This is a genomic window from Shinella sp. (assembly GCF_035998705.1).
GTDB lineage: Bacteria > Pseudomonadota > Alphaproteobacteria > Rhizobiales > Rhizobiaceae > Shinella.
This window is the reverse complement of record NZ_DASYHH010000007.1, coordinates 37857-56474: the sequence shown is the minus strand read 5'-3', so window position 1 is coordinate 56474 and position 18618 is coordinate 37857. Positions and strand designations below refer to the sequence as shown.

Sequence of the window (18618 nt, the reverse complement as noted above, 5' to 3'; positions counted from 1 at the left end):
ACGACCGTCTCCGTCACTGCAGCCGGGGCATCCACCATTTCGGGTGGGAACCTTCGCGCGTCAGGAAAGCCGCGAGCTTCGCCTCGTCGGTGCGGCCCGCTTCGACATATTCCTGCGCATGGATGCCGCCGGAAATATAGAGCACATCGAGGCCGAAGGCTTCCGCGCCGCGCACGTCCGTCGGCATGCCGTCGCCGATAGCGATGACGCGCGACAGGTCGAAGTCGCCGCGCACGTCCTTCGCCTCGGCGATCGACTTCTCGTAGATCGGCCGATGCGGCTTGCCGGCGATCAGCGTCGTGCAGCCGAGGTCCTCATAGAATTTCGCCAGCGCGCCGGCACATGGGATGAGCCGGTGGCCGCGCTCGACGACGAGGTCGGGATTGGCGCAGATGAAGGGCAGCTTTTTCGCGGCGAGCCTTTCCAGCTCCTCGCGATAGTCATCGACGGTTTCCGTCTCGTCGCTGCGCAGGCCCGCGCAGACCACGATGCCGGCCTCGTCCAGGCCGACGGTCTCGACGCCGAGGCCGTCGAGCAGCGGCAGGTCCTTTTCGGCGCCGATGAAATAGACCTTCTTCGGTCCTTCGGCGATCAGCGCGCGGGTGACGTCGCCGGAGGTGACGATGCGATCATAGGAATCGTCGGCGACGCCGAGGCCGCGGATCTGCACCTTGACGCCCGGATGCGGGCGCGGCGAATTGGTGATGAGCACGACGGTAAGGCCGGCGGCGCGCGCGGCGGCAAGCGCTTCCGAGGCATAGGAGAAGGCTTCGACGCCGTTGTGCAGGACGCCCCAGACGTCGCAGAGCACGACGTCATAGTGCGAAGCGATGTCGCGGAAGGATTGGATGCGTTCAGCCATCAGGTAGTCCTGTTCGAAATCGAGCCCGGCTGACATTGCAAAGCGAGGCCAAGAAAACAAGCCTCTCCACACAATTTTGCCCCATCAACAGGCAAACTGCCGGAAATTCATGGTCCTGACTTGATGGCATGCGAATTCGCTCCCATCTGCCGGCTGCGGTAACCATTCGGGGCAAAATAATTTCCGAACGTCATCCTTGACTCGAAAAGCCCCGGCGCCTATCTCCGGCTCGCTAGCACTCCTAAACGGTGAGTGCTAACATCCATCCATCGGGTCCACATCGGGATCCGCAATGTCATTCGATCGAGGGATAAGACAATGGCAAGCACCACCTTCCGCCCGCTTCACGATCGCGTCGTCGTACGTCGCGTCGAATCCGAAGCCAAGACCAAGGGCGGCATCATCATTCCGGACACCGCCAAGGAAAAGCCGCAGGAAGGCGAAATCGTCGCCGTCGGCTCGGGCGCCCGTGACGATTCCGGCAAGGTCGTTCCGCTGGACGTCAAGGCCGGCGACCGCGTTCTGTTCGGCAAGTGGTCGGGCACCGAAGTCAAGCTCGACGGCGAAGACCTTCTGATCATGAAGGAAGCCGACATCATGGGCATCATCGGCTGATTAGCCGGTAATCCTTTTCCAATTCAGCTGATATCTCTTCAGGAGTTCTCACAATGGCAGCCAAAGAAGTCAAATTCGGCCGCACCGCGCGCGAAAAGATGCTGCGTGGCGTCGACGTTCTCGCAGACGCAGTCAAGGTAACGCTCGGCCCGAAGGGTCGTAACGTCGTCATCGACAAGTCCTTCGGCGCTCCGCGCATCACCAAGGACGGCGTTTCCGTCGCCAAGGAAATCGAACTGGAAGACAAGTTCGAGAACATGGGCGCCCAGCTCGTTCGCGAAGTCGCGTCCAAGACCAACGACATCGCCGGCGACGGCACGACGACCGCAACCGTTCTGGCCCAGGCGATCGTTCGCGAAGGCCACAAGGCCGTTGCCGCCGGCATGAACCCGATGGACCTGAAGCGCGGCATCGATCTCGCCGTTGCCGAAGTCGTCAAGGATCTCCAGGCCAAGGCCAAGAAGATCAACACCTCGGAAGAAGTCGCCCAGGTCGGCACGATCTCCGCAAACGGCGACAAGCAGGTCGGTCTCGACATTGCCGAAGCCATGCAGAAGGTCGGCAACGAAGGCGTCATCACGGTTGAAGAAGCCAAGACCGCCGAAACCGAACTCGAAGTCGTCGAAGGCATGCAGTTCGACCGCGGCTACCTGTCGCCCTACTTCGTGACCAACCCGGAAAAGATGGTCGCCGACCTCGAAGACGCGTTCATTCTCCTGCACGAGAAGAAGCTCTCGAACCTCCAGGCGATGCTGCCGGTTCTCGAAGCCGTCGTCCAGACCGGCAAGCCGCTGGTCATCATCGCTGAAGACGTCGAAGGCGAAGCGCTTGCGACCCTCGTCGTCAACAAGCTGCGTGGCGGCCTCAAGATCGCTGCCGTCAAGGCTCCGGGCTTCGGCGACCGCCGCAAGGCCATGCTGGAAGACATCGCCATCCTGACGGGCGGCACGGTCATCTCCGAAGACCTCGGCATCAAGCTCGAAAACGTCACGCTCGACATGCTCGGCCGTTCGAAGAAGGTTTCGATCTCCAAGGAAAACACGACGATCGTCGACGGTGCCGGCCAGAAGGCTGAAATCGAAGGCCGCGTCGCGCAGATCAAGGCCCAGATCGAGGAAACCACCTCCGACTACGACCGCGAGAAGCTGCAGGAACGTCTTGCCAAGCTCGCTGGCGGCGTTGCCGTGATCCGCGTCGGCGGCTCGACGGAAGTCGAAGTCAAGGAAAAGAAGGACCGCATCGACGACGCCCTCAACGCGACGCGCGCTGCCGTTCAGGAAGGCATCGTACCGGGCGGCGGCGTTGCCCTGCTGCGCTCCTCCGTCAAGATCACCTCCAAGGGTGAAAACGACGACCAGGAAGCCGGCATCAACATCGTTCGCAAGGCGCTTCAGTCGCTGGTTCGCCAGATCGCCGAGAACGCCGGTGACGAAGCTTCGATCGTCGTGGGCAAGATCCTCGAGAAGAACGAAGACAACTACGGCTACAACGCCCAGACCGGCGAATACGGCGACCTGATCGCACTCGGCATCGTCGACCCGGTCAAGGTTGTCCGCACGGCTCTGCAGAACGCGGCTTCGGTTGCTTCGCTGCTGATCACGACGGAAGCCATGATCGCCGAACTGCCGAAGAAGGATGCACCGGGCGGCATGCCTGGCGGCATGGGCGGCATGGGTGGAATGGACATGATGTAAGACCTTCGGGTCTTATATCTGAGCCATCCGGTTCAGTTCGGAAAGGGCGGTCTTCGGGCCGCCCTTTTTGTTTTTCCGGCAAAGCGGCGCATTTCAAAGAGGTTGACCGGACTGTATCGTTTCCGTGAAAAGAATTTTTCCATTTGTACAATAATTCTCAAAAAGCCGTTGCTGGCATCAAAAAACCAATTATAAAGACGCCCCAAGTGGACTGTAAGATTCACCCGGGGTTCAGGTGCTGGTTTTCGACAGAAGCATGTCGAACGACCGCGCGGCCAGTCGTCCCTGAAATATCGATAGAACTGCCGGAAGACTTGAAAGAGGGGTCAGCGGCGGTTTTTGCGCGTACGTCCGACCCGATACATACAGGTGGATCCGGACGAAGTTCAGTACATGGGAAAGTGGTTCGGCGAACTTCAACGGTTCTCGCCGGCGCTCTCTTTTAGCGTGTCGCGTGCCCGAAACGGGGCGCGACATGTCGGCCAAATTCGAGCAACTGCCTGAGGTCGTAGGTGTTCAAGATAATCAAGACTGATCTCTCGTCGCCCTTTCTTCCGGGCTCGATGGGGTTCGATGAGACGGACAACGAACTGCTGACGCAATATTGCGTGACGGAGCGCTGGACCGGCGATCTTTCCAATGGCCTTTTCACGCTTGGCGACAAGGCGACGCAGGCCCATGGCCTGCCGCAGCGCGCCTGCGGGCTGCTGAACCTCATCCGCTGCTACGAGCCGCTCGACCGCACGCGCGTGCTCGAGCTCTTCGAGCAGGCGGCCTCCTCCTCGTCGTCCTTCTGCTTTTCGACGACGATCCATCTCGACGGCGCGCCGCGCCAGCCGGTGTTCTGCGTCGGCGAATCGACGGGTCTCGAGGAGAAATATGCCGGCACCATCATCGGCGTCTTCATCTTCCCCCGCTTCCAGATCGACCTCGCCGGCCGCCGTTTCAAGCGGCAATAGGCCGCCTCAGGCGGCCTTGCTGGCCTCATTGCCGGTGCGGATGTTTTCCACCGGCATCGGGCGACCGAGGAAATAGCCCTGCGCTTCGTCGCAGCCTTCGTCGAGCAGGATGGCGAGCTGGGCGCTCGTTTCCACGCCTTCTGCCAAGACCGGCACGCGCAACGTCTGGCCGAGCGCCAGGATGGCGCGGATGATGGCCTTGGCCTGCGGGCTTGCCTCCACCTCGCTCATGAAGCTGCGGTCGAGCTTGATCTTGTCGAAGGGGAAGGCGCGCAGCGTTTCCAGCGACGAATAACCGGTGCCGAAATCGTCGATGGCGATGGTGACGCCGAAGGCCTTGATGCGGCGCAGCGTCTGGAGCGCCCGCTCCTTGTCGGCGATGATGGTCGATTCGGTGATTTCAAGCTCCAGACGGCGGGCGTTGAGACCCGTTTCCAGGAGCACCCGGTGCACGAGGTCCGCGACGTCGGCGTTGCCGAGCTGGATCGGCGACAGGTTGACGGCGATCTTGTGGTCGTTGTCCCAGGTCGCGGCCTCGCGGCAGGCCTCGCGCAGCACCCATTCGCCGATCGGCAGGATGGCGCCGCATTCCTCGGCGATCGGGATGAATTCCGACGGCGGGATGGTGCCGCGCAGCGGATGGTGCCAGCGCAAGAGCACCTCGTAGCCGATCGTATCGCCGGAGGTGACGGCCTTCTGGACCTGATAGTGCAGTTGCAGTTCGTTGCGCTCCACGGCCTGCCAGAGGTCGTTGGCGATGAGGCGGCGGCTGCGGGCGGCCTCGTCCATCGAGACCTCGTAGAAGCAGACCGTCTGGGTCAAGGCGTCCTTGGCGCGGTACATGGCAAGGTCGGCATTGTTGATGAGCGCCTCGACCGTGTCGGCATCCTGCGGATAGATCGCGACGCCGAGGCTGGCGCCCGGCTTGATATCGTAGCCATCGATGCGGATTTCCGCGTTGAGGCAGGTTTCCAGCCGCTGGATGAAGTCGGTGAGTTCAGCCACGTCCTCGAAACGCTTGGCGGCGGCAAACTCGTCGCCGCCGAAGCGGGCGACCGTCTCGTCGGCCTCCAGGCAGGCCTGCATGCGCTTCGACAGCGTCATCAGCACTTCGTCGCCGGCCGCGTGGCCGCGCGTATCGTTGATTTCCTTGAACTTGTCGAGGTCGATGCCGATCGCCGCGACCTTGCCGCCGGAGCGGCGCGCAAAATCGAGGTCTGCTTCGAGGCGGCTGTTGAAGTTCGAGCGGTTCGGCAGACCGGTCAGGCTGTCATGGCGGGCGAGGAAGGAAATCTGCTCCTCGGAGCGCAGGCGCTCGGAAATATCCTCGTAGGTCGCGACCCAGGCGCCATCCGGCAGCGTGCGATAGCGCAGTTGCACCGAGGTGCCGCTCGGCAGCTTCTCGACGATCGCGCCGCCGTCATTGGCGAGGATCGCGGCGCGGCGGCGCGCATAGACGTCGCGGGCCTTCTGCTTGCGGACTTCCGGATCGGCAAACAGGTGCATGACGCCCTCGTCGACGATTTCGCGCAGCGTCATGCCGGGCGTGATGCGGCCTTCCGGAAAACCGAAGATCTCGCTGTAGCGCTTGTTGGCGATGAGCAGCCGCTCGTCCTTGTCGAACAGGCAGAGGCCTTGCGACATGTTTTCCAGCGCGAGGTCGAGGTTCTTCGTCACCGCGGCGAGGCGGTCGGCATCGGCCTTTTCCTTCGTCACGTCCTTGGTGATCTTGGCATAGCCGACGAGCACGCCGCTCGTATCGTAGATGGCATCGATCATGACATTCGCCCAGAAGCGATCGCCGTTCTTCTTGTAGCGCCAGCCCTCGCTCTCGTGTTTACCCTCCTCGCGCGCAATGCGGAGCGCGCGCTCGGGCAGGCCGGCTGCGCGGTCCTCCTCGCTAGAGAACTGCGAGAAATGCCGGCCGACGATCTCGTGCGCCTTGTAGCCCTTGTTGCGCTCGGCGCCCTCGTTCCAGTTGGCGACGCGGCCTTCCGGATCGAGCATGTAGATGGCGTAATCCTTGACGCCCTGGACGAGCATGGCGAACCGGCGCGTGCTTTCGCTGGCGGCAAGCTCCGACTGCCGCGCGAAGACGGCCGCCGTCAAGCCGCCGAAGAGCAGCGAGAAGGCGACGACGGCGATCAAGGGCACCATCAGGCTGGCGGAGATCAGCGTGTCGTCGCTGACGGGCATCAGGCCCGGCTCGATCGTCACCGCCGTCATCGCGGTGAAATGCAGCGAGACGACGCCGAGCGCCATCAGCATGGTGGCAATTGCCCGGCCCCGCGCACCGAGCCACGGGCGCATGCAGACGTCGAGCGCCAGCGCACCGAAGAGGCCGGCGCAGACGACGGAAGCCGCCACATAGCTCTTGTCCCAGAGGATACGGCCCGGCAGCTCCAGCGCCGACATGCCGATATAGTGCATGGAGGTTATGCCCGCGCCGAGCAGCAGGCCGCCCGCCACGACCGCGCCGCGACCCGGAATGTAGCTCGCCACCGCAAGCCCGATCGCCGTGACGACGATGGCGACGGCGAGCGACAGCAGCGTCGGCTCCATGGCGAAACCCATGACGACGCCGGGATCGTAGGCCAGCATGGCAATGAAATGGGTGGCCCAGATGCCGAAACCGCTCGACGCGCCGGCAGCACTCAGCCAGAGGATGCGCGCCCTGCCCTTCGAGACCTGCGCCCTCTGCGTCAGCGAGACCGCCACATAGCAGGACAGGAAACATATCAATGCCGCGAGCAGGACGAGACGGAGGTCGTGCTCGACGGCAATGCAGGTCAGAATACGGAGCATCAGGGACACCGGGGTGAGAGCGAAGTGGCCCCACTCAGCCGGAGAACCTTAAAAAATGCGTGAATTCAGAAAGCTTAATGCCGAACCACTATATTTCACATCAGTTCATGCTTAACAAAAGTCAAAACAGCACAACTGTTTCATTCAGCAACGAAAATCCGGCTCAACTTTCGGGCTGTATGCGCGCTCACAGCGTCAAGGCCTTGAGGTCCGTCGCCGGGTCTTCCAGCGCCGCCCGTTCGGGCGTACGGCCCATTTCGATCAGCTTCTTGCCCACCACATAGGCCTTGGCATCGTTAACCGCATCGACCGCAATCAGCCGGCCCTCGCGAAAATACCAGACGGAGACGCTGCCCTCGCGCTGGCCGGGGCGCACGAACGTCTCGTCGAAACCCATGCAGAAGCCGGCGATCTGCAACTTCACGTCATACTGGTCGGACCAGAACCACGGCCGCGGCACATAGGGCGCATCGCCGCCGGCGATGACGGCGGCGACGGCCTCGGCCTGGTCCACGGCGTTCTGTACGGATTCGAGCCGCACGCGATTGCCCTCGAAGGGCAGCACGGCGCAATCGCCCATGGCGAAGATCGCTGGGTCGGAGGTGCGGGCATGGGTATCGACGACGATGCCATTGGTGACTTCGAGGCCGGCATCACGGGCGAGCCCGTCATTTGCCGCAACGCCGATGCCGGCGATCACCACGTCGACGGGCAGCACGAAGCCGTCGGAGAGTTCCGCGCCGGTGACGCGGCCGTTTTCGCCCAACAGGCGGACGAGGCCGGTCTTTTCGCGCACGTCGACGCCGCGCGCCGTGTGGATCGCCTTGAGGATGGTAGCGGTCGCCGGCGAGGCGACGCGGGCGAGGATGCGGTCGGCCATCTCGATGACCGTGACGTGCAGCCCCCGACCCCGCGCAACGGCCGCAGCCTCCAGGCCGATATAACCGCCGCCGACGACGAGCGCGCGGCGGCCTTCCTGCATTTCGGCGCCGAGGCGGTCGGCATCGCGGTAGTCGCGCACCGTGAACACGCCGTCGAGGTCGCCGCCGATCTCTGCCGGCAAGCGGCGCGGGGTGGCGCCGGTGGCAAGCGCCAGACAGGCGTAGTGCAACGCCGAGCCGTCGCTGAGCGTCACGGTCCTGGCCGTGCGGTCGATGGCGGTGACCTCGGTCGACAGGCGGATTTCGACATTGTTGTCCGGATACCAGCTTTCCGGGCGGAACTTCAGGCGTTCGAGATCGGCCTCGCCGAGCAGGTATTTTTTCGAGAGCGGCGGTCGTTGGTAGGGGTGGCTCGCCTCGGCGGCGATGATCGTGATCGGCCGCTCGTCCTTGAGCGCGCGCAATTTGGCAACGAGGGCAAATGCGGCCTGACCGCCGCCCACAACAACCAGTCTTCCCGTCACGATGTTTCCGTCCCCGTCTTGGTTTTAACGAGAGGTAGCGCGCCGGGACCGGCGGCGTCAACTCATCGCCGCGCCGCCGGATTTTTCGTTTGCGTCAGACTTTTGCGGGAATATCGAAGCCCTTCCGCGCCGCCGGGCGGGCGGACGCGCGTTCAACCCAGTCCACGACGGCCGGGAAGCTCGCATAGTCGAGCGCCTCGCGGCCGCCATAGAAGATGTCCGCGCCGCGGATCCACGGATAGGTCGTGATGTCGGCGATGGTGTATTCGTCGCCCATGATCCACGGGCGATCCTTGAGGCGGTCTTCGAGCACCGAAAGCAGGCGCTTCGATTCGTCCCGGTAGCGCTCCGTCGGATAGGAATTGTTGGCGACCTTGTCGGCGGCGAATTTGTAGAAATGGCCGAACTGGCCGAACATCGGCCCGACGCCGCTCATCTGGAACATCACCCAGGAGAGCGTCTCATAGCGCAGCGCCGGATCGGCGGGGATCAGTTTTCCCGTCTTTTCCGCAAGATAGACCAGGATCGCGCCCGATTCGAAAAGGCCGATCGGCTTGCCGCCCGGGCCGTCCGGATCGATGATCGCCGGGATGCGGCCATTGGGATTGAGCGAGATGAATTCCGGCGACTTCACGCCCTCCGGCCCGAACTCGATGCGGTGCGGCTCATAGGCGAGGCCGAGTTCTTCCAGCGCGATCGACACCTTCACGCCATTCGGCGTCGGCAGCGAATAAAGCTGGATGATATCGGGGTTCTTGGCGGGCCACTTCTTGGTGATGGGGAAGGACGACAGATCTGCCATGGAGGACTCCTTGCGATGGGAGTTCATAGATAGGCAGGCTGTCGGGCGATGTCAGGGTGGAGCGCTGGAATTTTCCCGTTGGAGCAAGTGGTCGCCCCTCATCCCGCTGCCGCGACCTTCTCCCCGCAAGCGGGGCGAAGGGGGATGCTGCATCGGCTTCGTTCCAATTCAACCGTGCGTTCCGGCAAAGCGCTTCGGCCCGGTTCCTTCTCCCCGCTTGCGGACAGAAGGTGGCCGGCAGGCCGGATGAGGGGCAATTCTGCCCCCTCACAGCGCCTTGCGCACCGCCTCGATGATTTCCGCCACCACCGTGTCACCCTCATGCTCCGGCTTGCGGGCGCGCACCAGGCAGGCTTCGGACTTCAGGATCACGCCGTCCGAAAGGATCTTCAGGTGGTTGGCGTGAAGCGTCGAACCCGTCGAGGTAATATCGACGATGATGTCGGCCGAACCGGAGGCGGGGGCGCCTTCCGTGGCGCCGAGGCTTTCGACGATGCGGTAGAGCTGGATGCCGTGGTTGCCGGAGAAGAACTGCTGGGTCAGCCGCCAGTATTTCGTGGCGATGGTGAGCCTGCGGCGGTGGCGGGCGCGGAAATCGGCGGCGACGTCGCCGAGATCGGCCATGGTATCGACGTCGAGCCAGATTTCCGGCACGGCGACCACGACATCCGCATGGCCGAAGCCGAGGCGGGCGCAGAATTCGACGCGGGCATCCGCCTCCGCCAGTCCCTCGCGCACGAGATCCTCGCCGGTCACCCCGAAATCGACGGTGCCGTTGGCGATCTCGCGGGAGATTTCGGAGGCCGACAGAAAGGCGATTTCGATATCGTCGCGCCCTTCGACGCGGCCGCGATAGGAGCGGTCGTTGCCGACGGCGACGACGGAAAAGCCGGCGCGGGCGAGCACGGCGGAGGAATCCTCCTTCATACGGCCCTTGGAGGGCAGGCCGATGGTGATGGTCATGCGGCGGCTCCCTTCACGCTCGCGATCCGGTCGAGCCAGAGCGAGAAGCCGACCGCCGGAATGCGTTCCCTCGCGCCGAGCAGCGTCAGCAGCCGGTCGAAACGGCCGCCGCCGGCGAGCACCAGCGCGTCACCGTCCGGCGTGATCTCGAAGACGAGGCCGGTGTAATAATCGAGCGGGCGCCCGAAGGCGGCGCGATAGGTGATCGTCGTCGGATCGACGCCGATATCGCGCAGGGCTGCCACGCGGCTTTCGAAGCGGGCGAGTGCCTCGCCGAGCGAAAGGCCGGCCTTTTGCGCGAAGGCGGCGAGCGCCTGGGGGGCTTCCGCAAGGCTGAGTTCGAGGGCCAGGAATTCGCGCAGCAGCGCCAGCGTGCGGTCGTCGAGCCGGGTGTTGGCGAGCTCCATTTTTTCGCGCAGGCGCCTGGCGATATCGGCGGGGCTGCGGCTGGCATTGGTGGAATAGCCGGTCGCTTCCATGGTCTGGTCGATATGGGCGACCAGCGTCGCCTCGTCGTCGAGTTTTCCCAGAATGGCGAGGCGCTCGACCTCCGGGCCGAAGACGCCGGAGGGGGCCGGGTCGGACAGATCGGCCATCAGCTTCTGCAATTGCGCCTGGTTACCGAAGGCGTGCACCAGCCGCTTCTGCCAGCCCACCGGCAGGCCGCAGGCGGCGACGACCGCCTCGAACACCGACTGGTCGCCGAGCACGACCGAAAGGCCGACGCCCGGCAGGCGGTTGTTCAGGACGGAAAGCGCATCGCAGACGGCGCGCGCGTCGGCGCGGGCGACATCCTGTTCGCCGAGGTCTTCGATGCCGGCCTGGTAGAACTCGTTCGAGCCCTCGCGGCGCTGGCGGAAGACTTCACCGAGATAGGCGTAGCGCTTCGGCGTGCCGGTCGCGGTCTCGATGTGGCGGAGGCAGACGGGAATGGTGAATTCGGGGCGCAGGCACAGACTCTTGCCCGTCTCGCTCTCCGTCATGAAGATGCGCCGCCGCAGATCCTCGCCCGCCATGTCGAGGAAGGGTTCGGCCGGCTGGATGACCGGCGTATCGACGCGCTCCGTGCCGAGCTTTTCCAGATCGGCGATGAGGTCGGGCGCGAAAGCCGGGAGGTTGATCAGGGGCATGAGACTTTACCCCCCTCTGTCCTGCCGGACATCTCCCCCTCAAGGGGGGAGATCGACAAGACGCAGGACCATTGCCCAGATCGCGCCGTCCATGATGGGCAAAGCGGTGCTCCATCCAATCTCCCCCATTGAGGGGGAGATGTCCGGCAGGACAGCGGGGGGTGCGGCAGAAAAACGCCCATCGCCGTCAGCCAGCCCGTGCCCGGTCTTCGGCCTGCGCCGCAAGAATCTCGCGGACCCTTGCCACCAGTTCGCTCTCCGGCACGGAGACCTGCGCGACGCGGGCCTCGCGCCAGGAGGTGTTGTCCTCGATCTCGCCGGACAGGCGCTTGCCTTCGATCAGGTCCTTGATCTGCACGAGGCCTTCGGCACGCTCGTCGCCGCCCTGGATGATCGCGACGGGCGCGCCGCGGCGGTCGGCATATTTCAGCTGGTTGCCGAACTTCTTCCAGTTGCCCTGGTACATTTCGGCGCGGATGCCAGCGGCGCGCAGTTCCTGCGTGAAACGCTGGTAGCGGCCCATGCTGTCGATATCGCCGTCCATGACGGTGACGAGCACGGGAGCGACCACTTCATTCTGGCCGAGCTTGCCGAGGTTCTTCAGCGCCGTCATCAGGCGCGAGACGCCGATGGAGAAACCCGTCGCCGGCACCGGCTGGCCCATGAAGCGGGAAACGAGGCCATCATAACGACCACCGCCGCCGACCGACCCGAAGACGACCTTTTCGCCTTTTTCGTTGGTGACGGAGAACTGCAACTCGGCTTCGAAGACGGGGCCGGTGTAGTATTCAAGACCGCGCACCACGGAGGGGTCAATCTTGATACGGTCCGGGCCGTAGCCGGCCGACGTGATCAGGTGGCCGATCTGGTTCAACTCCTCGACGCCCTCGCCGCCGCGGGTGCTGCCCTCGACGAGTTTTGCGAGGTCATCGGCGCTTTCGGCATAGTCCTTGATGCCGACGAAGAAGAGAACCTTTTCAATCTGCTCCGCATCAAGGCCGGCACCCTTGGTAAAGTCGCCGGACTCGTCCTTGCGGCCTGCGCCCAGCAGCAGTTCCACACCCTCGGGGCCAAACTTGTCGAGCTTGTCGATCGCGCGCAGCACGTTGAGGCGGGCGCCCGCCTTGTCCTCGCCGCCGAGGCCGATGGCCTCCAGCACACCATCCAGAACCTTGCGGTTGTTCACCCGGATGACGTAGTCGCCGCGGGCGATGCCGAGGGCTTCCATCGTGTCGGCCATCATCATGCACATTTCGGCATCCGCCTGCACGCCGGCAGCGCCGACCGTATCGGCGTCGAACTGCATGAACTGGCGGAAGCGGCCCGGGCCGGGCTTCTCGTTGCGGAAGACGTAGCCGGCGCGGTAGGTGCGGTAGGGAAGCTGGATCTCGTTGAAGTTTTCCGCGACATGGCGGGCGAGCGGCGCCGTCAGGTCGTAGCGCAGCGACATCCACTGCTCGTCGTCGTCCTGCAGCGAGAAGACGCCCTCGTTCGGGCGGTCGCTGTCCGGCAGGAACTTTCCGAGCGCGTCGGTATATTCGAAAAGCGGCGTTTCCACCGGATCGAAGCCGTAATGCTCGTAGACCGCGCGGATCTTCGCGGTCATCTCGCCCACGGCGCGGATATCCGCGGCATCACGATCGACGAAGCCGCGCGGCAGGCGGGCTTTCAGCTTCTGCGGTTTTTTCTGCTTTTCGCTCATCGGGATACCCGAAATTCCTGTATTTCCGTTGCGGTTTCCCTAGCGGATTGGACGGGCAGCGGCAAGGGCGAGATCACGGCCAAGGTCAAGGCCGGCGCAGCAGCGTATCCCAGCTGTGCACGATGACGGCGGAGGCCGTCGGGGCTTCGGTGGCCGGAATGAGCACCGAATGGGTATCGCCGCGGATGATGCCGCGCATCTCCGACTGGAAGGTGAGCCGCTTCATCTGCACGGTGCCGTCGGGGATCGACGTCGTGGAGAGCGCGGTGCCGCCGTAGATCTCGATGCTGGCGATCTCGCGGGCATAGAGGCTGGCGACCAGCGCGCGGTCCTCCAGGCAATCGCGATAGTGGCCGGTGAGATAGCCGCGGATGCCGGTGCCGACGAGGCCAGGCATTTCCGGGCTCTCGCGATATTCCTGCTGCGAACCGCCGAGATAGCGGATGTCGCGGCCTTCCCAGAGGTTGCGGCTGTCGCGCGCCGCCAGGATCGCCTTCAGGAGGCGCCGTTCGGTCTGCGCATCGGCGCGGCGCAGGAAATCGACGATTGCGCCGGTCGCGCGCAGGTCGGGTGCTGCAATGCCGCGCTCCCAGCGCGAGACGGTGGTGGGGGAAAAGCCGAGTTTCCAGGCGATGTCGTCCTGGGTCAGCCCGACCTTGAGGCGATAGGCCCGGAGCTGGTCGACGAGGTCGTGGCCGGTGGTGAGGACGAAATGGGACAAATTCAACCCTGAGGAATGATGAAATTCAATTCCACGCCCTATGGTCGAATAAACGACCAGTCGCCTCGCTTTCGGCCGCCCCCGATGTCGGCTACCTTTGAGCTCAGCTAACTTCGGATAGCTGTACTTGGATCAGCGGGAACGTAAACCCGTACTTTTACCGATTGGCGACAGCCGAAAATGGCTGATAATCATGCGCCGCGACCGTGCCGGGCAGGGTGTGGGTCTAACGCTCTCGGACACCACCGAATGGCATTGAAATCGACAATGACATCCAACCGTCTTGCCTCCGTCGCGCAGTTCATCGGCATCGACCCCCGCGAGTTGGAAAATCTTTTCGTCTGCGAGGAATGGAGCGCGGAACTGGCGACCGGCCTCGTCTGGCTGGGGCCGCAGGCGGCAAGCCTGCATGGCACGCCCTGCAAGCCCTGCGGCATCATGGACCTCATCCATCTCTACGACCCGGCCGACTGGCAGAAGGTGCTTCAGGCACTGGAGGATGCGGCAACCGCCTCCACCACCTTCAGCTTCTCCACGACCATCCGGCCGGGGCCGCGGCTGCACCGGCCGGTCTTCTGTTTCGGCCAGTCGGAGACGGTCGACGGTTCCGACGGCACGATCCACGGCACCTTCGCCATCGCCCGGGTGTGCATGGAGACGCTGCGGGATCGGCGCGGCTGGCTGAACTGACCCTTTTCTTTTCCGCTTCGAGCGCCTATCTCTCGGGGTATGAGACAGATGCTCTTCGTCTTCGCCATTCTGGGCGCCATTCTTTCCGGCTGGGTGCCGGTGATCGCGGCGACGCTGAGTGCCGGGCAAACGGCCGGCATGCATGCCATGCACCAGATGGCCGGAGAGGACGGCGGCAGCGAGCACGGCAAGGCGAAACCCGCCGCCCATCCGCTTGCCTGTTCGGCCTGTTTCGCGATCGAGGCCGCGCGGCTGGAGCCGATGAACCGCGCGCTCGACATTTCCGCCCGCGTCTCGGCCGCCACGCCGCAGCTTGCCGGCCTCGCCCTTCCCCCGCTCGATCCGCCTCCCCGGTCCTGACCGACGCTTGACTGAACAACCGGGCGCCCGGCGCCCGGCCATCAACCGTTTTCAGAACTGGAAAAGACAATGAACGCAAAAACCCTGTTTTTCGGCGCAGCGCTGGCGCTCGCCTTCACCCTGCCCGCTTTCGCCCAGGAGGCCGACCACTCCGCCCATCAGGCCATGACGATGAGCGGCCCCAAGGGCGACCAGAGTGCGCCCAGCAAGGCCTTCGTCGAGGCCAATGCGAAAATGCATGCGGGAATGGACATCGAGTTCACCGGCAATGCCGATGTGGACTTCGTGCGCGGCATGATCGCCCATCATCAGGGCGCCATCGACATGGCGAAGATCGAGCTGGAATATGGCAAGGATGACGGGATGCGCAAGGTCGCCGAAGACATCATCACCGCCCAGGAAGGCGAGATCAAGATGATGCAGGAATGGCTGGCGCAGAACGCCCAGTAAACAAAGAAGACCAGGAGGCCCGCCGGCTGCCCGGCGGGCCTTCGGCAAGCCTATTCGCCGGCCGACTGCGACCGGTGTGCGGCCGAGGCCTCGACCAGCGAGGCCGCGATGACACGGGCCATCAGGAGGCTCGTTTCGCGAATTTCGGTGTTGCTGCCGTTGCGGGCCGACCGGATGAGGCGAAAACCTTCCCGGAGCATGATCTCCTGAGCCTTGTCGCAGGCCCAGACTTCAAGTGGAGATTCGTCGAATGCAGGTGCGTTTGGCGTCATGTGTCCCCTCATGCCAAATCATTCAGCACAAAGCGGCACGCCGCGAATACGCCCGCGCCCGTTGACCCCAGAACTACCTATGTATGATTGTGCCGCTTGATATCAAGCTACATGATTCGTTGTAGAATCAAAGATATATTTGTGACCGCAATACCCGAATTATGGCCTTTCAAGGTGTTTTCTCTCGGCTTCGACTTCAGCGCGGCAGAAACATCCCTCGATATGATCGTTGACGAGGCCCATGGCCTGCATGAAGGCATAGACGGTTGTGGGGCCGACGAAGGTCCAGCCGCGCTTCTTCAGGTCCTTCGACAGGCGCACGGAGGTCGGCGTCGTCGGATTGGCGGCGATCGTCTCCCAGTCCACCAGCGCGGGGCGTTCGTCCGGCCCCGGCTCGAAACTCCAGAAATAGCGGGCAAGCGTGCCGAACTCGTCGCGCAGCGCCTGGGCGCGCCGCGCATTGTTGATCGTCGAGACGATCTTGCCGCAATGGCGCACGATGCCGGTGTCGGCGAGGCACCGGGCGATATCCTCCTCGCCGAACGCCGCAACCTTGTCGAAATCGAAGCCGGCGAACGCGGCGCGGAAGGCCTCGCGCTTGCGCAGGATGGTGAGCCAGGACAGGCCCGACTGAAAGCCTTCGAGGCAGATCTTCTCGAAGAGGCGCAGGTCGCTGACGACCGGATGGCCCCATTCGCCATCATGGTAGCGGCGATAGTCCTCCAGATTGCCATGCCACGCACAACGCACGCGCCCGTCGTCGCCTTCCACAAGTCCCCGTGCCGTCATCGCCGTCTCCGTTGCCTTTTTGTTCCGGTTTACCACTCATCAACCACATTTGGAAAGCCGGCAATAACCCTACTCAAAGCTTTATCGGCATCGTGCATATCGAATGAACGGCCGTTTACCATTCGCTTCATCGGACAGTGCAAGCATTCTTCCCGAACCGGCGCCGCATCCTTCAATCGTGGCGGCGCATCCCGGCGACGATCAGTAGCGAGTACGTCCGATGTTGATACGAACCCTTCTTGCAGCGACCCTTTTGTGCACCACGACGGTGGCGCAGGCGAATGACCGGTACATGAGCCGCCCGCCGATCGTCATCAGCCCCGATCTCACCGCGCCCTGGGTGATGCAGCTTACCGGCGAGGGCGTGCAGCCCGCCGTCAACACGCGCCGTATCCTCCAGCGCCAGAAGGTGCAGCAGCGCCGCGTCATCCGCCGCGATGGCGCCGCCCGCGTCGAGCAGGCTTCGGTGACGACGCAGGCGAAAAACCCGGTCCGCTCGAAACTCGACCCGATGTACCTGCCGCAGGTCGTCTCCTACGAGAGCGAGCACAAGGCGGGCACCATCGTCATCGATACCAACAACCGCTTCCTCTATCTCGTGATGGGCGACGGCAAGGCGCGGCGCTATGGCGTCGGCGTCGGCAAGCCGGGCTTCGAATGGGCCGGCGCCCACAAGATCACCCGCAAGGCCGAATGGCCGAGCTGGACGCCGCCGAAGGAGATGGTCGCCCGCGAGGCGGAAAAGGGCCATTACCTGCCGGCCTTCATGGAGGGCGGCCCGGAAAACCCGCTCGGCTCGCGCGCCATGTATCTCGGCTCGACGCTCTACCGCATCCACGGCACCAATGCGCCCTGGACGATCGGCTACGCGGTGTCCTCCGGCTGCATCCGCATGCGCAACGAGGACGTCGTCGACCTCTACGAGCGCGTGAATGTCGGCACCAAGGTCATCGTGATCTGAAGCGAGCCGCCGTAAAGACAGACGCCGATCGAGCATCTCCGGTCGCCCTGCGGCCGGAGATCTTTGCTTTTATGGCAGCACTTCGTGCAACAACCCGAAGAAATCCGCCTTCACAATCGTCTTACTGCGCATAGGCCGACTTGAAATCGTTCAGGACTCGGCTAGCCTTTGGGAATTAAGGATTGAGAGGGAATACACCATGCGGAAATACGCATCGATCTTGCTGGCGGCCGCCGTCGCGGCCACGGCGATCATGCCGGCCACCTCGGCGGGCGCCTTCCCCGCTGCCCGTCAGGGCGGCCAGGTCGAGACCACGTCGAACATCACGCTCGTACAGCAGTACCAGAGCAAGAAGCAGGTCGCGGCGAAATTCAAGCGCACCAAGGTGCGCTTCGTCACCGATCAGCCGCGCGGCACCGTGATCGTCGATACCAACAACAAGTTCCTCTACTATGTAGAGGGCAACAACAAGGCGACGCGCTACGGCATCGGCGTCGGGCGCGACGGTTTCGGCTGGTCGGGCGTGGTGAAGGTCGGTCGCAAGGCCGAATGGCCGAGCTGGACCCCGCCGGCCGAAATGCGCCGCCGCGAGGCCAAGAAAGGCCGCATCCTGCCCGTCACCCAGGCCGGCGGCGAAGACAACCCGCTCGGTGCGCGCGCGCTCTATCTCTTCAAGGGCGGCCGCGACACGATCTTCCGCATCCACGGCACGAACCAGCCCTGGACGATCGGCCAGAACATGTCGTCCGGCTGTATCCGCATGATGAACAAGGACGTGGAGCATCTCTATGCCCGCGCCGACATCGGCACCAAGGTCGTCGTCGTCGGCCCCGGCAACCGCCAGGGCAGCGTGAGCTACAACGACCGCGGCGTCGATTTCTTCGGCAACCTGTTCGGCTTCGGCGGCTGATCTCGCCACCCCGATTGAACGTCTCGATGCCGGCCTCGCGCCGGCATCGTCGTTTTACCCGACCGAGCAGGAGACCTTGCCGGTGCGCTCGACGCTGTCGGCGTCCGCCCGGTTGAGGATCAGCTTGTAATCGCCGTCATAGGTGGTCTCGTCATCCGTCATCGTCGTCCTGACGATGATATCGACCGAGCCGAACGGCAGGTCGCCTTCGGTTTCCGCGTGGAGGAGAAGGCGAAGTTCACCATCGTAGAGCCAGTCGTGCGCCAGATGCGACGGGGTGAGCGTCACACGCTCCAGCCCCTTCGGCGCAAGTTTCTTCGGCAGTTCGAAAGCGCCGCGGAAATTCAGGAGGCCGCCGCCGATGCTGTAGCTGAAGCCGGCTTCGGCATCGAGCGTCAGGTTCTTGTCCTTCACCGAACAGCTGAAGCCGCCGGTGGCGAAGGCGGGCGAGGACAGGGCCGCAAGGGCGGCGAACGAAAGCAGGAAGCGGCGCATGGCGATCTCCGGACGGTTTGCACGCGCTGTTCT

19 protein-coding genes are annotated in these 18618 nt (G+C 63.8%); 8 read left to right on the top strand and 11 right to left on the bottom strand.

The window, feature by feature from the left end; genetic code table 11:
• Positions 1-13 precede the first annotated feature (13 nt).
• The gene (locus VGN93_RS01900; protein ID WP_327506119.1) at positions 14-862 is read right to left on the bottom strand and encodes a TIGR01459 family HAD-type hydrolase; all 849 of its coding nucleotides are present in this window, start codon (positions 860-862) and stop codon (positions 14-16) included.
• 318 nt (positions 863-1180) lie between these two features.
• Here VGN93_RS01900 and groES point away from each other — a divergent pair, with 318 nt between their 5' ends.
• The 3 genes from groES (at position 1181) to VGN93_RS01885 (ending at position 4130) form a co-directional block, all read left to right on the top strand.
• The gene (gene groES / locus VGN93_RS01895) at positions 1181-1477 is read left to right on the top strand and encodes a co-chaperone GroES (RefSeq protein ID WP_256118493.1); all 297 of its coding nucleotides are present in this window, start codon (positions 1181-1183) and stop codon (positions 1475-1477) included.
• A gap of 53 nt (positions 1478-1530) precedes the next feature.
• Positions 1531-3171: a chaperonin GroEL gene (gene groL, locus VGN93_RS01890; protein ID WP_327506117.1), complete on the top strand. Its 1641-nt coding sequence runs from the start codon at positions 1531-1533 to the stop codon at positions 3169-3171.
• A 512-nt stretch (positions 3172-3683) separates the two neighbouring features.
• Entirely contained in the window at positions 3684-4130 is a 447-nt protein-coding gene (locus VGN93_RS01885) for a hypothetical protein (RefSeq protein WP_319310379.1), read from the top strand.
• A 6-nt stretch (positions 4131-4136) separates the two neighbouring features.
• On the opposite strand, the gene VGN93_RS01880 is transcribed toward VGN93_RS01885, so the two are convergent.
• The 7 genes from VGN93_RS01880 to VGN93_RS01850 form a co-directional block, all read right to left on the bottom strand.
• Positions 4137-6935 (bottom strand): bifunctional diguanylate cyclase/phosphodiesterase, encoded by a 2799-nt coding sequence (locus tag VGN93_RS01880; protein ID WP_327506116.1) that lies wholly within the window; start codon positions 6933-6935, stop codon positions 4137-4139.
• A 187-nt stretch (positions 6936-7122) separates the two neighbouring features.
• Positions 7123-8340, bottom strand: a complete 1218-nt coding sequence (locus tag VGN93_RS01875) for an NAD(P)/FAD-dependent oxidoreductase (RefSeq protein ID WP_327506115.1) — start codon at positions 8338-8340, stop codon at positions 7123-7125.
• Between the two features lie 94 nt (positions 8341-8434).
• A complete protein-coding gene (locus VGN93_RS01870) occupies positions 8435-9142 on the bottom strand; it encodes a glutathione binding-like protein (protein ID WP_319310373.1) in 708 nt (235 codons plus the stop codon).
• A gap of 267 nt (positions 9143-9409) precedes the next feature.
• Positions 9410-10105 (bottom strand): ATP phosphoribosyltransferase, encoded by a 696-nt coding sequence (gene hisG, locus VGN93_RS01865; RefSeq protein WP_319310372.1) that lies wholly within the window; start codon positions 10103-10105, stop codon positions 9410-9412.
• The gene (locus VGN93_RS01860; RefSeq protein ID WP_327506114.1) at positions 10102-11235 is read right to left on the bottom strand and encodes an ATP phosphoribosyltransferase regulatory subunit; all 1134 of its coding nucleotides are present in this window, start codon (positions 11233-11235) and stop codon (positions 10102-10104) included. The genes hisG and VGN93_RS01860 overlap by 4 nt, the downstream gene beginning before the upstream one ends.
• Before the next feature lie 187 nt (positions 11236-11422).
• Entirely contained in the window at positions 11423-12937 is a 1515-nt protein-coding gene (hisS, locus tag VGN93_RS01855) for a histidine--tRNA ligase (protein ID WP_327506113.1), read from the bottom strand.
• A gap of 85 nt (positions 12938-13022) precedes the next feature.
• A complete protein-coding gene (locus VGN93_RS01850; RefSeq protein ID WP_319310366.1) occupies positions 13023-13658 on the bottom strand; it encodes a helix-turn-helix transcriptional regulator in 636 nt (211 codons plus the stop codon).
• A gap of 267 nt (positions 13659-13925) precedes the next feature.
• Here VGN93_RS01850 and VGN93_RS01845 point away from each other — a divergent pair, with 267 nt between their 5' ends.
• The 3 genes from VGN93_RS01845 to copM all read left to right on the top strand — a co-directional run bounded on the left by VGN93_RS01845 (position 13926) and on the right by copM (position 15158).
• A complete protein-coding gene (locus tag VGN93_RS01845; RefSeq protein WP_327506112.1) occupies positions 13926-14348 on the top strand; it encodes a hypothetical protein in 423 nt (140 codons plus the stop codon).
• A 48-nt stretch (positions 14349-14396) separates the two neighbouring features.
• On the top strand, positions 14397-14708 hold the full coding sequence (locus tag VGN93_RS01840; protein ID WP_327506111.1) for a hypothetical protein: 312 nt from the start codon (positions 14397-14399) through the stop codon (positions 14706-14708).
• A 69-nt stretch (positions 14709-14777) separates the two neighbouring features.
• Positions 14778-15158, top strand: coding sequence for a CopM family metallochaperone (gene copM / locus VGN93_RS01835; protein WP_327506110.1), 381 nt, complete (start codon positions 14778-14780; stop codon positions 15156-15158).
• A 50-nt stretch (positions 15159-15208) separates the two neighbouring features.
• On the opposite strand, the gene VGN93_RS01830 is transcribed toward copM, so the two are convergent.
• Together VGN93_RS01830 and VGN93_RS01825 are read right to left on the bottom strand one after the other, a co-directional pair.
• Positions 15209-15430 (bottom strand): hypothetical protein, encoded by a 222-nt coding sequence (locus tag VGN93_RS01830; protein ID WP_319310360.1) that lies wholly within the window; start codon positions 15428-15430, stop codon positions 15209-15211.
• A gap of 159 nt (positions 15431-15589) precedes the next feature.
• Positions 15590-16219 (bottom strand): DNA-3-methyladenine glycosylase I, encoded by a 630-nt coding sequence (locus VGN93_RS01825; RefSeq protein WP_327506109.1) that lies wholly within the window; start codon positions 16217-16219, stop codon positions 15590-15592.
• A 220-nt stretch (positions 16220-16439) separates the two neighbouring features.
• Here VGN93_RS01825 and VGN93_RS01820 point away from each other — a divergent pair, with 220 nt between their 5' ends.
• A complete protein-coding gene (locus VGN93_RS01820; protein ID WP_327506108.1) occupies positions 16440-17180 on the top strand; it encodes a L,D-transpeptidase in 741 nt (246 codons plus the stop codon).
• A 199-nt stretch (positions 17181-17379) separates the two neighbouring features.
• Positions 17380-18090: a L,D-transpeptidase gene (locus VGN93_RS01815; protein ID WP_319310354.1), complete on the top strand. Its 711-nt coding sequence runs from the start codon at positions 17380-17382 to the stop codon at positions 18088-18090.
• Positions 18091-18144: 54 nt separating this feature from the next.
• Here VGN93_RS01815 and VGN93_RS01810 read toward each other — a convergent pair whose 3' ends face one another.
• A complete protein-coding gene (locus tag VGN93_RS01810; protein ID WP_327506107.1) occupies positions 18145-18585 on the bottom strand; it encodes a hypothetical protein in 441 nt (146 codons plus the stop codon).
• Between the last annotated feature and the right edge of the window lie 33 nt (positions 18586-18618).